This window comes from Paenibacillus sp. OT2-17, from assembly GCF_009827695.1.
Taxonomy (GTDB): domain Bacteria; phylum Bacillota; class Bacilli; order Paenibacillales; family Paenibacillaceae; genus Paenibacillus; species Paenibacillus polymyxa_B.
The window spans coordinates 1-15,155 of record NZ_WUDQ01000068.1; the positions used below are offsets into that span (position 1 = coordinate 1).

Consider the following 15,155-nt stretch of genomic DNA (forward strand, 5'->3'; position numbering starts at 1 on the left):
AGCCAACCTGTCTCATAATCGCAAAAAGCAATATGTGCTCGAAGAAGGGGAGCGAATTCCTTTCCTGATTGAGCTTGGGATTATGAATGAGGATGGTAAGGTACTGGCCCGCAAGTATGATAAGTTTCGTCAAATTAACCGGTTTCTCGAAATGGTGCAGGATGTATTGCCCAGCCTTCCGGTAGGCCGCCCATTGACGATTGTAGATTTTGGCTGTGGCAAATCGTATTTGACCTTTGCGCTGTATCACTATTTGGCTGTACAGCAAAAGCGACCATTGCAGATCGTTGGTTTGGACTTGAAGGCAGATGTCATTGAAACCTGTAATGTTCTGGCTCAAAAGCTGCAATATCGACAGTTGGAGTTTCTGGTCGGTGATATCGCAGACTATAACGAACTGGAACAGGTGGATATGGTTGTTACCTTGCACGCTTGTGATACAGCAACAGATGCGGCGCTGGAAAAGGCCGTCCGCTGGGGAGCATCCGTTATTTTGTCGGTTCCGTGTTGCCAGCATGAGCTGTTCAGCCAACTAGAAAATCCGGTATTGGAGCCTTTGCTATCTCACGGTATTTTAAAGGAGCGTTTTTCTGCACTGGCAACGGATGGAATCCGGGCCAAACTGCTGGATATGATGGGATATCGGACACAGCTATTGGAATTTATCGACATGGAGCATACACCTAAAAATATTCTGATTCGTGCCGTCAAAGGGCAGGCGGGAGAACAATCCGTTTTGTGGCGTGAATACACAGCATTTCGGGATTTTATTCATGCTGATCCTTATTTAGAACGCGCTTGTGCGGATTTGCTTCCCGAAGGAGCGGGGAAGAAGCAGACACATAGCTAACAATATAGTAAAAGTGGAGCCACTGCGGGGTGGCTCCACTTTTTTGTAGTTCACGGTTCATAGTTGCAGTACGCAAACATCTATCCACCATAGGCACTTCTAAAAGCGGTGCACAAAACATCGCGATCCACCTTCCACAATGCTGCGAGCTCCTCACTGACATCTTCGTCCCACCAGTCGCATAGTAGTTTGCGGTTACTATGGTTTTCCGCAATCCAGATAAGGTGTCCGACGACCTTGCGGCAGTATAGCTCCTCGCCCTGCTTGACCAGATCAGGAGCAATGTGAACAGGCAGACGTTTGCAGGTTCGATACAACTCTTTGATACATGCGCGGCGAATACCACGAGCCGTGGGTAAACGGGATTGTGAATTGTCATGTTTGGGGAATTTGCCGGGAGGCATATTGTACCCCCTCCTCTCTCTCTCAACTTATGCGGGCAGAGGGGTCGGGGTCACTGACCTCCCTATTTGGGCGAAGTGGCGACTTGTTCTGCCGCTGTGATACACTAATGAAAATAGAGAAACAGGCAGGGAGTGGGAAGAGAAGTGGACCAAATATCTAGTATCATTAATTATTTGTTTGAGATCATTCGTAGTCTTGGGTATTTTGGTATTATGCTAGGCTTGATGGTTGAGGTCATTCCAAGCGAAATTGTCCTCGCTTATGGTGGCTTTTTGGTATCCTCGGGTCATATTAATTTTTTTGGCGCAGTCGTTTTTGGAACGATTGGCGGGGTGCTGGCCCAGTTGTTCATTTACTGGATTGGGCGCTATGGCGGCAGACCGGTATTAGATAAGTATGGGAAATACATACTTATCAAAAAAAGTCATGTCGACCATGCTGAAGCCTGGTTTAACAAATACGGCACAGGGGTCATTTTCACAGCTCGCTTTATTCCTGTTGTGCGTCATGCCATCTCAATCCCTGCCGGGTTGGCTCGAATGAACGTATGGCGCTTTACTATTTTGACAACGCTAGCGATTATACCTTGGTCTGTTTTGTTTATATATTTAGGTATGCTGCTAGGAGACAAGTGGGAGCAAATTGACGAAGTGGCAGCACCTTACATCAAACCGATTTTGCTGGTTGCTCTTGCACTCTTGATCATTTATTTTGTTATCAAATGGATTTTGTCCAAAAACAAAAAAGGAAGTGTATAACATGAGCCGTACTAATGTATCGCAGTACTTCGGAAAGGGCTTAAGCCCTGAACAGTTTATGGAGGGCATGGAAAAGAACAAAGAAGCCTTCCGCTCTGGGTACGATCAGTTTGTGTGGAATCGCGAAGAGGATCGAGAGTATTTTGAAAGCTTGAACCATCGGGATGATCTGCGCGTGCTTATTTTGGCTGCCGACTGGTGTGGGGACGTGGTGCGCAATGTGCCAGTTGTGTTCCGTGCGCTGGAGAATAGCGGGATTCCGACCGAAGTATTAATCTTGGAAAACCATCAGGCGCTGATGGATGACTTCCTGACAATGGGTGGACGTGCTGTTCCGATTGTGATTTTTGCGGATACAGGAGGTCACGTACTTGGCCACTGGGGACCACGCCCTGCACATGTCCAACAAATCATGATTGGATTCAAACGTGAAAATCCAGATCGGGAAGCTGATGATTATCAAGAAAAAATCGCAGTTGCTCGTAAAGAAATGGCTGAAAAATATGGGGAGGGAACCGAGGTCCATCCTGTGATTGTTCAGGAATTACGCGAGCTGATCTCGGGATTTTAACTTATGACGTTATCTATTCGCAGCTTTAATCTCGGTCCTCTCCAAACAAATGCTTATTTGCTTCAAGGGGATGATCCGCAGCGCGCCGTTATTATTGATCCGGGGATGAATCCGGGTCCTTTGCTCAGAGCTATTGAGCCACTGACCATTGAAGCTATCCTGCTGACTCATGCCCATTTTGACCATATCGGTGGAGTAGAGGAGATTCGCAATACCAAAGGTTGCCCGGTTTATCTGCACGCCTTGGAGCAAGACTGGCTCACATCTCCTAAGCTGAATGGTTCCTTGATGTGGCCAGAGGCATCCCCTCCGATCTCGACGGAACCTGCCGAATATGATTTGGCAGAAGGTCAGCAATTGAACCTGATCGGGCACACGTTCCGGGTTTTCCATACACCGGGCCATTCACCCGGAAGTGTCAGCTTTTTGTGCGGCAAAGATCTTTTTTCCGGGGATGTGCTATTTCGTCAGGGCGTCGGACGCACGGATCTGACGGGTGGTCGGGAACGGGATCTATACGATTCTATTCAGAACAAATTGTTTCCGCTCGGAGATGACGTTACAGTCTATTCCGGTCACGGTCCCAAAACGTCCATCGGTTATGAGAAAGCTAATAATCCGTATATCCGGTAAATGTGATGAACGTTTTCAGTAGGGGCAAAATCAAAGGTGTGACAGGTTTTGCCCCATTTCGACAACAAATTATAAATTATGTATAGACAAAGGTTTTTATTTTTGTTAACATAAATTTATTAAAGTTACATACTAAACTCGCGAAGCACGCAAGCTGTGGATGAATCCCGGTTTGCGTTCTTTTTTTTGCCCATTAAGAGGATAAAGAGGCATGAGGCCGTCAGATCACAAGGGGGAGCAAGAATGAAAAGAAAACATATATTTGGGGTACAACGTGAGATTGGAGGTAGTTTCCGTGTTCCCAATATAATAGATATTGAAGATTCTGTGGTAGGTTCCGAGCCGAAGATCATGACTTGGAAAAAGGTGAAACGACGGAGCGGAATCCCTTCACAAAACTGGCATGTGAGGCTGAATGAACACAGGTTGGGACGTGGAGACGGTCGATTATGAAGATACATAGATGATATAGACAAGCTACTTTTTTTTTAGTAGACTTAGCAGATAAGTTCAGACAAACGGGGGGGCTAACGATGCATCATTTAGGAGCTAGAATTATGATCGTCGCGGATGCTTTTGAGCAGAATCTTCCTGTGGGCGAACATGGTTATATCATTGCTTACGACCGTAATGCGGACAATGCTTTTGACTATGTCATTCGCGTACCGAAGGTGAACCGCAACTTTTTTGTACCATCCGGGGACATCGAGCTGGAAGAGAGTATTCTCAAGCTGGAAGCCGAGCGGATTGAGCGTGAAGCGCTGATAGATTACGCCCTTGCTACTCATAATGAGAAACTGTTCAAGCATGTAATGAACGGTGGTCTTGATTCGGTAGAGACTGAAGAGGAAGAAGAAACCGCGGCAGAGTTGTTGTCACAGGCTGATTTTATCAGACAAGTCAATTTGCGTGCTTGGATATAGGAGTCGGCTACTGCCGACTCTTTTTAAAAATATATAATGGGCACAATCTCAGCTCCTATAGTTTTCTCGAAAGAGCACCGAGAGGTGCTTTTTTTATATCCTTTTAGCAACATTTACCTCATTGATGTACAGTTTGCTTCTGTACCGCGTCAAAGATTGAATTGTAAAGGGTTCTATCCTATAATTAAAAACGTTATTTCGAAGTTCGGTGCAGCATTTTTTAATATCAGGATTTTGCAAAATTCAATTCCAGTCGCTCCGAAGTGCAATATATAGATGAACTAAACCATTTTGATCTATATCTTGCTCATTGGAAGCCGCCTATAGGATTTTTTGCAAAATCCTCATATACATGAGGAGGGTTTTGTATGAACATTTCCACGGAAGATGTCCGTCACGTAGCCAAGCTGTCCAGGTTGAATCTGACCGCGGCTGAGGAAGAAACGATGACAGGACAATTAAACGCCATTCTCCATTATGCGGAGAAGCTGAATGAGCTGGATACGGAGCAGGTAAAACCGACCACTCATGTGCTGCACGTCAGCAATGTCATGCGAGACGACGAAGTTCGCGAAAGTTTGACACATGAGCAAGTGATGCGCAATGCACCTGAAGAAGAAGACGGACAGTTTAAGGTTCCTGCTGTTCTGGAATAGATCTCATATTTGAAAGGAGGATGCAAATTGAGCTTGTTCAATAACACATTGCCCGAGATACATAACAAGCTGCATCAAAAGGAAATTTCCGTGAGTGATCTGGTGGGACACGCTCTGGAGACGATTGGTGCGCGGGAAGACAAGATCAGAGCTTATATTACCGTTGACGAGGAACAGGCCCGTGCATCCGCACGTCAGCTGGATGATCAGCTGATTTCCGGAGAGGAAAGAGGGCTGTTGTTTGGCCTGCCGGTTGGTATTAAGGATAATATCGTGACAGAAGGGCTGCGTACAACATGTGGCAGTCAGTTTTTGAAAAATTTTGATCCCGTTTACGATGCCACAGTTGTTAGCAAGTTACGCGCAGCGCAAACCGTGACACTCGGTAAAATGAACATGGACGAATTCGCCATGGGCGGCTCTAACGAGAACTCCAGCTTTTTCCCTGCACGTAACCCTTGGGATTTAGAACGTGTTCCCGGCGGTTCCAGTGGCGGCTCAGCTGCGGCTGTTGCAGCGGGTGAGGCTTATTTCACACTCGGTTCGGATACAGGTGGTTCCATTCGCCAGCCTGCTTCTTACTGCGGTGTAGTTGGCCTGAAACCAACCTATGGTCTAGTATCCCGTTTTGGACTGGTGGCTTTTGCCTCCTCTTTAGACCAAATTGGACCCATTACTAAAAATGTTCAGGATTCAGCCTATGTCCTACAAGCCATTGCAGGTTATGACCAGAAGGACTCCACTTCTGCGAAGGTAGACATTCCTGATTATTTGAACGCTTTAACCGGGGATGTAAAAGGACTTCGTATCGCTGTGCCTAAAGAGTATCTTGGTGAGGGCGTCGATCCTCAGGTCAAGGAAAAGGTGCTGGATGCACTGAAAACGCTGGAAGGACTGGGTGCTGTTTGGGAAGAAGTGTCTCTCCCTCACACAGAATATGCGGTAGCTACATATTACCTGCTGGCTTCATCCGAAGCGTCATCCAATCTGGCCCGTTTTGACGGCGTGCGCTATGGTGTGCGTTCTGACAATCCGGACAACCTGCTTGATCTATACCATCAGTCCCGTACGCAGGGGTTTGGTCCCGAGGTGAAGCGTCGGATTATGCTGGGTACCTATGCACTCAGCTCCGGGTACTACGATGCCTATTATTTGAAAGCTCAAAAAGTGCGCACACTGATTAAACAGGATTTTGATCGTGTATTTGAACAATATGATGTGATTATCGGACCTACTGCACCGACAACTGCTTTCAAAATCGGCTCGCAAGTGGACGATCCATTAACAATGTATTTGAACGATATTTTGACGATTCCGGTAAGCTTGGCTGGTGTGCCAGCCATCAGCATTCCGTGTGGTCTTGCGGATGGAATGCCAGTCGGACTACAAATTATCGGAAAAGCCTTTGACGAGTCTTCCGTGCTACGCGTAGCTCATGCTTTTGAACAAAATACCGAATTTCACAAGCAGCGTCCGCAGCTGTAATTTGCCAAAAAGGAGGGAACCTATTCATGTCTACAACTACATCCAAATATGAGACGGTCATCGGACTTGAAGTGCACGTGGAATTGCATACGAAGTCTAAAATATTCTGTGGATGCTCGACATCCTTCGGAGCACCACCCAACTCTCATACATGTCCGGTCTGTCTCGGTCATCCAGGGGTGCTGCCGGTATTGAACCGTCAGGCCGTTGATTATGCGATGAAAGCAGCAATGGCGCTGAATTGCACCATTGCTGATGTGAGCAAGTTTGACCGCAAGAACTATTTTTACCCCGACTCACCTAAGGCTTACCAAATCTCACAATACGATCAACCCATTGGCGAAAATGGCTGGATTGATATTGAAGTGAATGGTGAGACAAAGCGTATCGGTATTACCCGACTGCATCTGGAAGAAGACGCAGGGAAATTAACACATGTTGATGGTGGCTACGCATCTTTGGTCGATTTTAACCGGGTCGGCACACCATTGGTCGAGATCGTTTCGGAGCCGGAAATATCTTCGCCGGAAGAAGCCAAGGCCTATCTGGAAAAAATACGTGCCATTATGCAGTATTGTGACGTATCCGATGTGAAGATGGAGGAAGGATCACTTCGCTGCGACGCGAATATCAGCCTTCGTCCGCATGGACAAAAAGAGCTGGGAACTAAAGCGGAACTGAAAAACATGAACTCCTTCCGTGGCGTACAGCGCGGACTGGAATATGAACAGTTCCGCCAGGAGCAGACGCTGGACGAAGGCGGAACGATTGTACAGGAGACACGTCGTTGGGATGAAGCGCAAGGTAAAACTTTATCCATGCGTGGTAAGGAACAGGCCCATGACTATCGTTATTTCCCAGACCCGGATCTCGTTACACTGCATATAGATGAGGAATGGAAAGAACGCATTCGTGCTTCGATTCCTGAATTGCCTGACCAGCGTAAAGCACGCTACACTTCCGAATATGGATTACCTGAGTATGATGCCCAGGTGATTACGTCCTCCAAGCCATTGGCCGATTTGTTCGAGGATAGCCTTCAATTCACCAAGGATGCCAAAGCAGTATCCAACTGGATTATGGGGGATTTACTCGGTTATTTGAACAGTGCCGGTGTGGAGCTGTCGCAGGTTAAATTGACCGGACGGGGCTTGGGTGAAATGATCGGACTGCTGGAGAAGGGAACGATCAATAGCAAAATCGCTAAAACGGTCTTCAAGGAAATGCTGGAAAGTGATAAACTGCCACAGCAAATTGTTGAAGAAAAAGGGCTTGTACAAATCAGTGATGAGGGTGCAATCCTGACGATTGTCGAACAAGTTGTAGCAGCTAACCCGCAATCGGTCGAAGATTACAAAGCTGGCAAGCAAAAGGCCATCGGCTTCCTAGTCGGTCAAGTGATGAAGGAGAGCAAGGGGAAGGCAAACCCTGGTCTTGCTAATAAGTTGCTGACGGAAGTGCTTAACCGCTAATGGCATAGATTTGACAGGGGCTTGTCTTTTAGGGACAGGCCCCTTTTGCATAGACGCTGAGAACGGTTGGCGCGAACAAGCTTTAGAATCCTGATGGCATTTTATGAGTTTCCTTAGGAGGGAAAACAGCATGGTTACCCTATGTTCATTGGAAGATGATGATATCGTCAGTCAGATATGGCGTCTACAGCACGTTGCCTATAGGTTGGAAGCTGAGCTGATTGGGTTTGATGAGATTCCTCCACTGATGGATACATTGGATACGCTGAAAAGCTGTGGAGAGTCTTTTTATGGGTGGCTGGAGGACGGTGAATTGCTAGGAGCACTGGCTGTGCAGTCTGAGTCGCCCGATTCGCTTACCCTTACACGTATGATGGTTCACCCGGATCATTTTCGTAAAGGCATTGCGGACTCTTTAATGAAGCATGTTTTGAGTGAATATCAAAATATCCCGTTGTTTATCGTCTCTACAGGAACCTTAAATACTCCTGCGGTGACATTATATCGAAAACATGGCTTTCGCCCCGTATCTGCGGCCGAGGTCGCCCCAGGCGTGGAATTAACCACCTACCATCTGCATAAGGTGGAATAGCATTGAGATATCATTAAATTGGCATTAAAAATGCACATAAGCCCACAAACCGCGCACCCGGAGTGGAAAGCACGACATAACCGGGAGGAGAGACTCGAATGAATAATCCGTGGATTATAGACGATTCACATATCATTTTACGGCTTTTACTGTCCATGCTTCTCGGTGGATTCATTGGTTTTGAACGCGAACGTTCCAATCACGCAGCTGGTTTGAGGACTCATATTATGGTCAGTCTTGGTTCGACGCTGATTATGCTACTCTCCATTTACGGCTTTGCCGATTTCATTAAAGAAGTTAATGTACGCATAGATCCCGCTCGTTTGGCTACGGCTGTGATCACTGGCGTAGGCTTTTTGGGTGCAGGGACGATTATGTTCACAGGTAAATCCATTACCGGACTAACGACTGCGGCTTCCATTTGGGTCGTGGCTGCTATTGGCCTTGGGGTGGGAGCAGGCTTTTATTTCCCGTCTATAGCGGCGACAGTGCTCGTATTTTTAAATTTATGGGTGTTTAACAAAGTTGAACTTCGGTATATGCGTGGACGCAAGCGTCATCTTATTACATTGTACGGATTGTCCTCTCACGGACTGCTGGAGCAGATTTCGACTTATTTAGAGCAAGAAAAAGTGGAAATACGTAAAATAATGATTAAAGAACATGAAAATGTCCCATTTCACGAATTACACCCAGATCGGCAGAGTATGGAAGTTTCCCTAGAGGTGCTGGCCCGTCATGATTTTAATCCCGTACGTATTGCAGCTGATTTACGACAATGGGAAGATGTAGCTGCTGTCTCCGTTGAGTAATAGTCTACCTTTTTTTAACAGTTACTCTTAAATCCGATTGGGGTACTATGTAAGCATCGAAGTATTTTCAGCGGAGCCACGCATGGGATTCAAAGGGGAGGATGGCATGAACTCGGAACAACCGTTACCGTCTGGAGAGGCTGGACAGCTACAAGCGTCGGAACAGCGGGAACAGCCCAGACAGGGGAAACGTCTAAAATACGCTAAATTTCGCAAAGTGATTGCTATTATCATGGCGGCATTGTTACCCGGACTGGGACATCTTTTTTTAGGACTGTTTATTAGGGGGCTTAGTTTTATTGTATTGCTCCTGCTAGATATTTTTGCGATGTTGTATGTTTCCTCTGACGGCTTGAGGATCAACATTCCATTACTTATTTTGCTTGGATTGTTCATACCCTTTTTATATTTTTATAATGTATATGATGTCTTACAGTCAGCAGATTACATGGTTCGTTATCGGCGTAAGCCAGATCGTTATGCACGAATGGATGCTAGAGGCCAGCAAAGTAGTCCTTTTTATGCATGGGAGAGAGGCTTTGCTTTTGCTGTGCTAATGGTGGCAGGCGGTGGACTTATGATTTTGTTTCGCATGAAACCTCGCTGGTTGAGTAATTTCTTTGAGGATTATGGATTCCTTACGCTGGCCATTTTATTAATGATGATCGGTTTATTCCTTTTTCTAAGGGAAGCCTTTCTGAACTTTAAGCGTAAAAAGTTGAAAGAAAGAGGGTGAAGCTGGCGTGCACCGCAAAATAAGAGTCGGGCGCTACACCTCTTCGCTTCTGTTGATGGCTGTAGGCATTTTGCTTATTGTAGATGTGTTTCAAAATACTGAATATATGCTTCAGCTCCTCGTTTGGTGGCCCGTAATCTTTGTGCTTTGGGGACTGGAGTATCTGATTTTTTTTGCCATGTACTATCGGAAAGAAGGCAAGTCTGACAACGGAAGGCGATTCAGACCTGACCTAAAGGGGATTCTGTCCGCTTTGGTAGTGGCAGCCTCGGTTTTTATCGTGACCCAGCAAAATCATTATATGTATCTGTGGAACCGGGTCAGTCTTAATCTGACGTCAGCCTCTATGGATTTTAGCCAGGCTAAAGAGAATCGGTATGATATGGGTGGTATGCTGGTACCTGTAACTATGCAGACGTCCGATTTAGTAGTTGATTCGGTTAATGGTGATGTAACACTGATCAGACGGCCTGTGTCCAATATAGAGGTACGAGGTACTCTGTGGGTGGATCAAGCGCCTGCTGCCGAAGCGGACAAGATTGCTCAAGCTTCTTCACTGACTTCTACCGACGGCAAGACTATCCAGATTCGTCCGGAGGCAAAGTCGTACGGAGCATCAAGCAAACGTCAGCCTCGTGTGAACATGCTGATCACCGTGCCGGAGGACCGGCGGTTCAATGTGCAGATTAGAACCTCCAACGGGAATATTTCCTTGAATGGAGTTGATGCAATTGACAGCATTCGGCTTGAGAGCGGTAATGGAAATCTCACTGTTAATGACGCTATCGGCAATGTCAAGGGAGGCACGCTGAACGGTCAGGTTAAATTGCATCGGATTTCTGGAGATGTGGATGTGCGCACGAACCGTGGCGACATGCAAGCAGGCGATATTGAAGGAGCTGTGACACTGCACACCATGGTAGGTGATATTCAGCTCGCTCGTTCGGAAGGGGACATCACCGTAGATACTCAGAATGGTGACATGAATGTGCTGAATTCTACAGCCAAGCTGAATGCAAATTCGCTTAATGGCTCTATCAAAGTGCATAGCGAGCAGATAGGCGGAGATTGGAAAATATACAGTGCTGTCGGTGATATCGTATTGGATCTTCCGTCGAATGGAGATTTTCAGTTAGAGGGTTCAAGCAGTTATGGTAATCTTCAATCCGATTTTCCATTTAAAATAGACAGTAAAAGTATTTCAGGCCAAAACGGGACAGGCAAGTATGCGATCAACGTAGAGGGCAACAGTAATTTAACCATTAAAAAGTTACTGATGCCGTCGTTACCCGACTTGGATGATTCCGAGGGTACGACTGCGCCCGATACATCTGAAAGCTCTGCGGCTGAACCGGGAGCTTCTGAGACAGATACCTCTATAGGAATATCCGGCGACAATACGGCGCGTTGACAAGAAACTTGAGTAGACCGTACAATGTGAGTAGGTTTAGAAGTGAATTGTAAATAGATGCGTGGTAATTGATAGGATCGTAAGTAAGGGATAAGGCGGTGGACATATATGGCAGCACGCGTCCAGCATGCTTTGGAACTTCTGAAGAAGACAGGTGTACGCATAACACCCCAGCGTCATGCCATATTAAACTATTTAATGGAAACTATGGGGCACCCGACTGCAGATGAAATATATCGAGCGCTTGAGTCCAAGTTTCCAAGTATGAGTGTGGCTACGGTTTATAATAACTTAAAGATGTTTATAGAAGCGGGTATGGTACATGAGTTGACCTATGGAGATAACGCCAGTCGTTATGATGCCAATATTTCGGAGCACTATCACATCATTTGCGAAAAATGCGGAAAGATTGAAGATTTCAGTTATCCGTATTTGGCCGATGTGGAACGCCATGCCGCGTTGGAAACAGGCTTCGAGGTGCATGGACATCGTATGGAGTTACACGGAGTATGCAAAGCTTGTAGTAACAAACAAACGTAACGAAACAAGGAATAGAAGTTTTTTGTGCGGTATGTATATATTGTAATGGATTGGAAACGTGAGGAATTCCCCATAAGCGGGGATTTACCGCGTTTTTTTGTTTAAATCACTTTATTTTTGTTTTAAGTAATCTGTTGAGGTTACAAAATACGGAAATTCAAAGTTCATACAATGGAGGTTCAATATTGGCCAGAAATCATTCCAGACGCCGCCGTAAACGTTCACGATTCAAAGGAGCGGCAAGCCTGCTATTATTTGCAGCGATTATATGTGCAATTACTGTTGTATGGTTTGGCAATCCCCTTCACGAGAAACCCGATTGGCAGGGCAGTGTCCGTCCTATTTTTATGCAGGGAAAGTTGACTGGGTATGAAGCTCAGAGCTCCGGCAAGAACATGCTGATGCCGCTTAAATTGGTGCAAAGTAAAATTGATCCTACCGTTCGCTATGAGGATGACAGCCAAACCGTTATTATGGCGACGAGACAAAGCCTGCTCTATATGAAGGTTTCGAAGGCACAAGGGGAACTGAATGGTAAAACATATGCGCTGAGCGCAGCCCCTCAGGTAATCAGTGGAGAGGTATATATCCCGATAGAGGCTGTACGTGAAGTATGCGGCGTTTCTATACACGAAGATCCTGTGACTGGTGCTGTCATCCTAATGAAGGCTGGGGAGAAGGTCAGGCTGGGGAGTGTAGAAAAGAAGGATGGCCCACAGGATGCTACAATCGCCTTACGTAAAGAAGCATCTAGCCTATGTTTCCTTTTGACAGATATATCTCAGATACATTAAGTCAGACCATGTCGCTGAAGGAGAAGAGCTTGTGATCCCTTCGGTTAAGGATGATTTGTCCATCTCCGAAAAACATTGGGAGGGTAGATCAGTAAACCTCGCTTGGGAAGCTGTCTATAATCGCAAGCCCGATCCTTCCAAGTTTGATCCTATGCCTGGAGTAAATGTGGTGAGCCCTACGTGGTTCAGTGTCGTCGATCATGAAGGTACTGTAGAAAGCAAGGCAGATCCTGCCTATGTCAGCTGGGCACATCGCAAAGGGATTGAGGTTTGGGGCTTGTTGAGCAACAGCTTTAATCCCGAATTAACAACAGAAGCTTTGTCCACCTTTGAACGTCGAAAGTCGATTGTAGATCAGATGATTTCACTTGCCCTAGAAAATGATCTGGACGGTATTAATATTGACTTTGAAAATGTTCATACGAAAGATGGCCCAAATGTCACCCAATTTTTGCGGGAACTTAAACCGATGGCTCGGGAACATGATTTGATACTGTCCATTGATGTAACGCCTAAATCTCAAAGTGAGATGTGGTCAGCTTTTTTAGATCGAAAATCATTAGGCACCATCACAGATTACCTCATGGTAATGGCATATGATGAACATTGGGCGGCTAGTCCAAAGGCTGGTTCTGTCGCCTCGCTACCATGGACGGAAGCGTCAATTAAGCGAATTATTCAGGAAGATGAAGTGCCGCCTCAAAAAGTGGTTTTAGGTATTCCATTATATACTCGCGTGTGGTCCGAGACTCCCAAAGAAGGGAAGATTAAGGTCACCTCCAAATCACTTGGTATGGAGTCAGCAGCGGATATCATAGCCAAATTTAAGTTGAAGCCTAAGTTTAGAGCTTCCGAAGGTCAAAATTATGTCGAGTATACAGAAGACGGCGTGGTCAAAAAGATTTGGCTAGAGGATCAGGTATCTCTAAAAGCAAGAGTAGACCTTGCCAAATCGCTGAAGCTCGGAGGAATTGGTGCATGGAATCGAACCTTTGCAGATGAAAACGCTTGGGTAACACTGAGAAAAATAAGTGAATAAGATAAAAATATATACAATTGAAGAAGGAAGTCTCTTATTTATGTAGAAATGATCACATGTATCCAAATATCCAATTTGCGGTCATAGCCGCCTTGCAGGTATGGAGGGAGAAGTGCAGCTAACCAAATTAAACCTGATGTATGATGAATTGTTGCAGGAAGATTCGATAGGTGTTATTTCGTACAGAAAGCCGGGAGAGTATTTTCACGGTTCGATGTTGTATGACTTTGATGAACTCATTCTAATTATTGGAGAAGGCACCAAGCCAGTTCGTTCTATTCAACACTTATTTATGAATGGACTAAGATGCCAAGTGTTGTACGCAACGCTCAGTTGTCTGAAGGAATGGATTATCGCTGGTGAACAAGCCAACATTATAGATTATGTGCTAGAAGGTCGTATTGTCTGGGAACGGGATGACAGGGTCTGTCTTTTAAGACAGGAAATTGTTGATTTTAACGATCCACTGCGGGAGCAGAAGCGATTTCATGAGTTCTCCCGCTTTTTGGTCAATTACGTTCATGGTAAAAGAGCGGTGCGAGAAGGGCGGATCATTGACGCTTATCAAAGTGTTCTGAAAGCATTGGATCATTGGGCATCTATTGAACTCATTGAACGGGGGATTTATCCAAAGATTCACTTATGGGTTCAGGTACGGCCTCTGGATCGTACGATTGACAAATTGTATAACGAACTCACATTAAGTACGGAAACCTTGGAACAACGGGTTGAACTAGTACTGCTTGCTTGTGAATTTTCAGTTATGTCAAAAATGGAGGAATGCTCATCTCCGCTATTCCGTATATTAGGCAGCAGACGGGAACCTTGGTCTATAAATGAACTTATTAACCATCCTGAGCTAAAGAATCTCCAATTGGATCTTACCGTCGTGCTCCGTAAACTGGTATATCGTTCACTTATTAGAGAAACAGCTGCCGGAGATTTTAGGGAGCGTGGACAAAATCGTGAACTGCGTTACTCCCTTATTTGATGTGCAGGGGTTGATATGTCAGGAAGAAAGGTTGTTAAACCGACTTTTCTTCCTTTTTTTGTACGTGATTTAGTATTTATAAATAGTTAAAAAATATAAATTATCAATTTAGGTTGACGAGTATATAAAATATGTGATAAGTTATAACTCGTCCCATTAAGCAGCATGAATAATTTTGAACTGTTTAAAGCAGGATAAACGTGTTGCATCAAGCAGAAAAATGAATTTTCAAAAAAAAGCTTGACGAAAAATGAGGTTATGTGTTACATTATTTAAGTCGCCGCTGAGACGCGGTGGTGAAACAAAGCAAGACATAATGCAAGTTTGATCTTTGAAAACTGAACAACGAGTGAGTAAAATGATTTTGTTCGCAAAATCAAACAAGAGATATTTTTATCTCGTCAGTTTCAAAATGAGCTTATCGCTCTTTCTATAAACCAGCTTCGGTTGGTCTTTAATGGAGAGTTTGATCCTGGCTCAGGACGAA

Annotated in this window: 16 protein-coding genes and 1 pseudogene; 16 read left to right on the forward strand and 1 reads right to left on the reverse strand. The window is 45.3% G+C overall.

Going from position 1 to position 15,155, the window contains the following annotated elements:
* The coding region (locus GRP75_RS11370) for a class I SAM-dependent methyltransferase (protein WP_160789365.1) at positions 1 to 850 on the forward strand (850 nt) is incomplete at its 5' end.
* Positions 851 to 930: 80 nt separating this feature from the next.
* Here GRP75_RS11370 and GRP75_RS11375 read toward each other — a convergent pair.
* Positions 931 to 1,254, reverse strand: a complete 324-nt coding sequence (locus tag GRP75_RS11375; RefSeq protein ID WP_023990260.1) for a hypothetical protein — start codon at positions 1,252 to 1,254, stop codon at positions 931 to 933.
* Between the two features lie 144 nt (positions 1,255 to 1,398).
* Here GRP75_RS11375 and uptA point away from each other — a divergent pair, with 144 nt between their 5' ends.
* The 15 genes and pseudogenes from uptA (at position 1,399) to GRP75_RS11450 (ending at position 14,668) form a co-directional block, all read left to right on the forward strand.
* On the forward strand, positions 1,399 to 2,013 hold the full coding sequence (gene uptA, locus GRP75_RS11380; protein WP_013311915.1) for an undecaprenyl phosphate transporter UptA: 615 nt from the start codon (positions 1,399 to 1,401) through the stop codon (positions 2,011 to 2,013).
* 1 nt (position 2,014) lies between these two features.
* Entirely contained in the window at positions 2,015 to 2,584 is a 570-nt protein-coding gene (locus tag GRP75_RS11385) for a thioredoxin family protein (RefSeq protein WP_013311914.1), read from the forward strand.
* A 3-nt stretch (positions 2,585 to 2,587) separates the two neighbouring features.
* On the forward strand, positions 2,588 to 3,217 hold the full coding sequence (locus tag GRP75_RS11390; RefSeq protein ID WP_023990259.1) for an MBL fold metallo-hydrolase: 630 nt from the start codon (positions 2,588 to 2,590) through the stop codon (positions 3,215 to 3,217).
* A gap of 243 nt (positions 3,218 to 3,460) precedes the next feature.
* A complete protein-coding gene (locus GRP75_RS11395) occupies positions 3,461 to 3,670 on the forward strand; it encodes a hypothetical protein (protein WP_023990258.1) in 210 nt (69 codons plus the stop codon).
* Between the two features lie 80 nt (positions 3,671 to 3,750).
* Positions 3,751 to 4,140, forward strand: coding sequence for a hypothetical protein (locus GRP75_RS11400; RefSeq protein ID WP_013311911.1), 390 nt, complete (start codon positions 3,751 to 3,753; stop codon positions 4,138 to 4,140).
* A gap of 368 nt (positions 4,141 to 4,508) precedes the next feature.
* Complete coding sequence (gene gatC, locus GRP75_RS11405) at positions 4,509 to 4,796, forward strand: Asp-tRNA(Asn)/Glu-tRNA(Gln) amidotransferase subunit GatC (protein ID WP_013311910.1); 288 nt, start codon at positions 4,509 to 4,511, stop codon at positions 4,794 to 4,796.
* A 27-nt stretch (positions 4,797 to 4,823) separates the two neighbouring features.
* The gene (gatA, locus tag GRP75_RS11410) at positions 4,824 to 6,281 is read left to right on the forward strand and encodes an Asp-tRNA(Asn)/Glu-tRNA(Gln) amidotransferase subunit GatA (RefSeq protein ID WP_023990257.1); all 1,458 of its coding nucleotides are present in this window, start codon (positions 4,824 to 4,826) and stop codon (positions 6,279 to 6,281) included.
* Positions 6,282 to 6,307: 26 nt separating this feature from the next.
* Positions 6,308 to 7,753, forward strand: a complete 1,446-nt coding sequence (gatB, locus tag GRP75_RS11415) for an Asp-tRNA(Asn)/Glu-tRNA(Gln) amidotransferase subunit GatB (RefSeq protein WP_013311908.1) — start codon at positions 6,308 to 6,310, stop codon at positions 7,751 to 7,753.
* Positions 7,754 to 7,883: 130 nt separating this feature from the next.
* Positions 7,884 to 8,345, forward strand: a complete 462-nt coding sequence (locus GRP75_RS11420; RefSeq protein ID WP_028541861.1) for a GNAT family N-acetyltransferase — start codon at positions 7,884 to 7,886, stop codon at positions 8,343 to 8,345.
* A 98-nt stretch (positions 8,346 to 8,443) separates the two neighbouring features.
* The gene (locus tag GRP75_RS11425) at positions 8,444 to 9,157 is read left to right on the forward strand and encodes an MgtC/SapB family protein (RefSeq protein WP_160789366.1); all 714 of its coding nucleotides are present in this window, start codon (positions 8,444 to 8,446) and stop codon (positions 9,155 to 9,157) included.
* Between the two features lie 82 nt (positions 9,158 to 9,239).
* Positions 9,240 to 9,893 (forward strand): hypothetical protein, encoded by a 654-nt coding sequence (locus GRP75_RS11430; RefSeq protein WP_160789367.1) that lies wholly within the window; start codon positions 9,240 to 9,242, stop codon positions 9,891 to 9,893.
* 7 nt (positions 9,894 to 9,900) lie between these two features.
* On the forward strand, positions 9,901 to 11,304 hold the full coding sequence (locus GRP75_RS11435; protein ID WP_160789368.1) for a DUF4097 family beta strand repeat-containing protein: 1,404 nt from the start codon (positions 9,901 to 9,903) through the stop codon (positions 11,302 to 11,304).
* A gap of 108 nt (positions 11,305 to 11,412) precedes the next feature.
* Positions 11,413 to 11,844 (forward strand): Fur family transcriptional regulator, encoded by a 432-nt coding sequence (locus GRP75_RS11440; protein ID WP_013311903.1) that lies wholly within the window; start codon positions 11,413 to 11,415, stop codon positions 11,842 to 11,844.
* 185 nt (positions 11,845 to 12,029) lie between these two features.
* Positions 12,030 to 13,677, forward strand: a pseudogene (locus GRP75_RS30465) (glycosyl hydrolase family 18 protein).
* Positions 13,678 to 13,789: 112 nt separating this feature from the next.
* Positions 13,790 to 14,668 (forward strand): nucleotidyltransferase-like protein, encoded by an 879-nt coding sequence (locus GRP75_RS11450; protein WP_160789369.1) that lies wholly within the window; start codon positions 13,790 to 13,792, stop codon positions 14,666 to 14,668.
* Positions 14,669 to 15,155 lie beyond the last annotated feature (487 nt).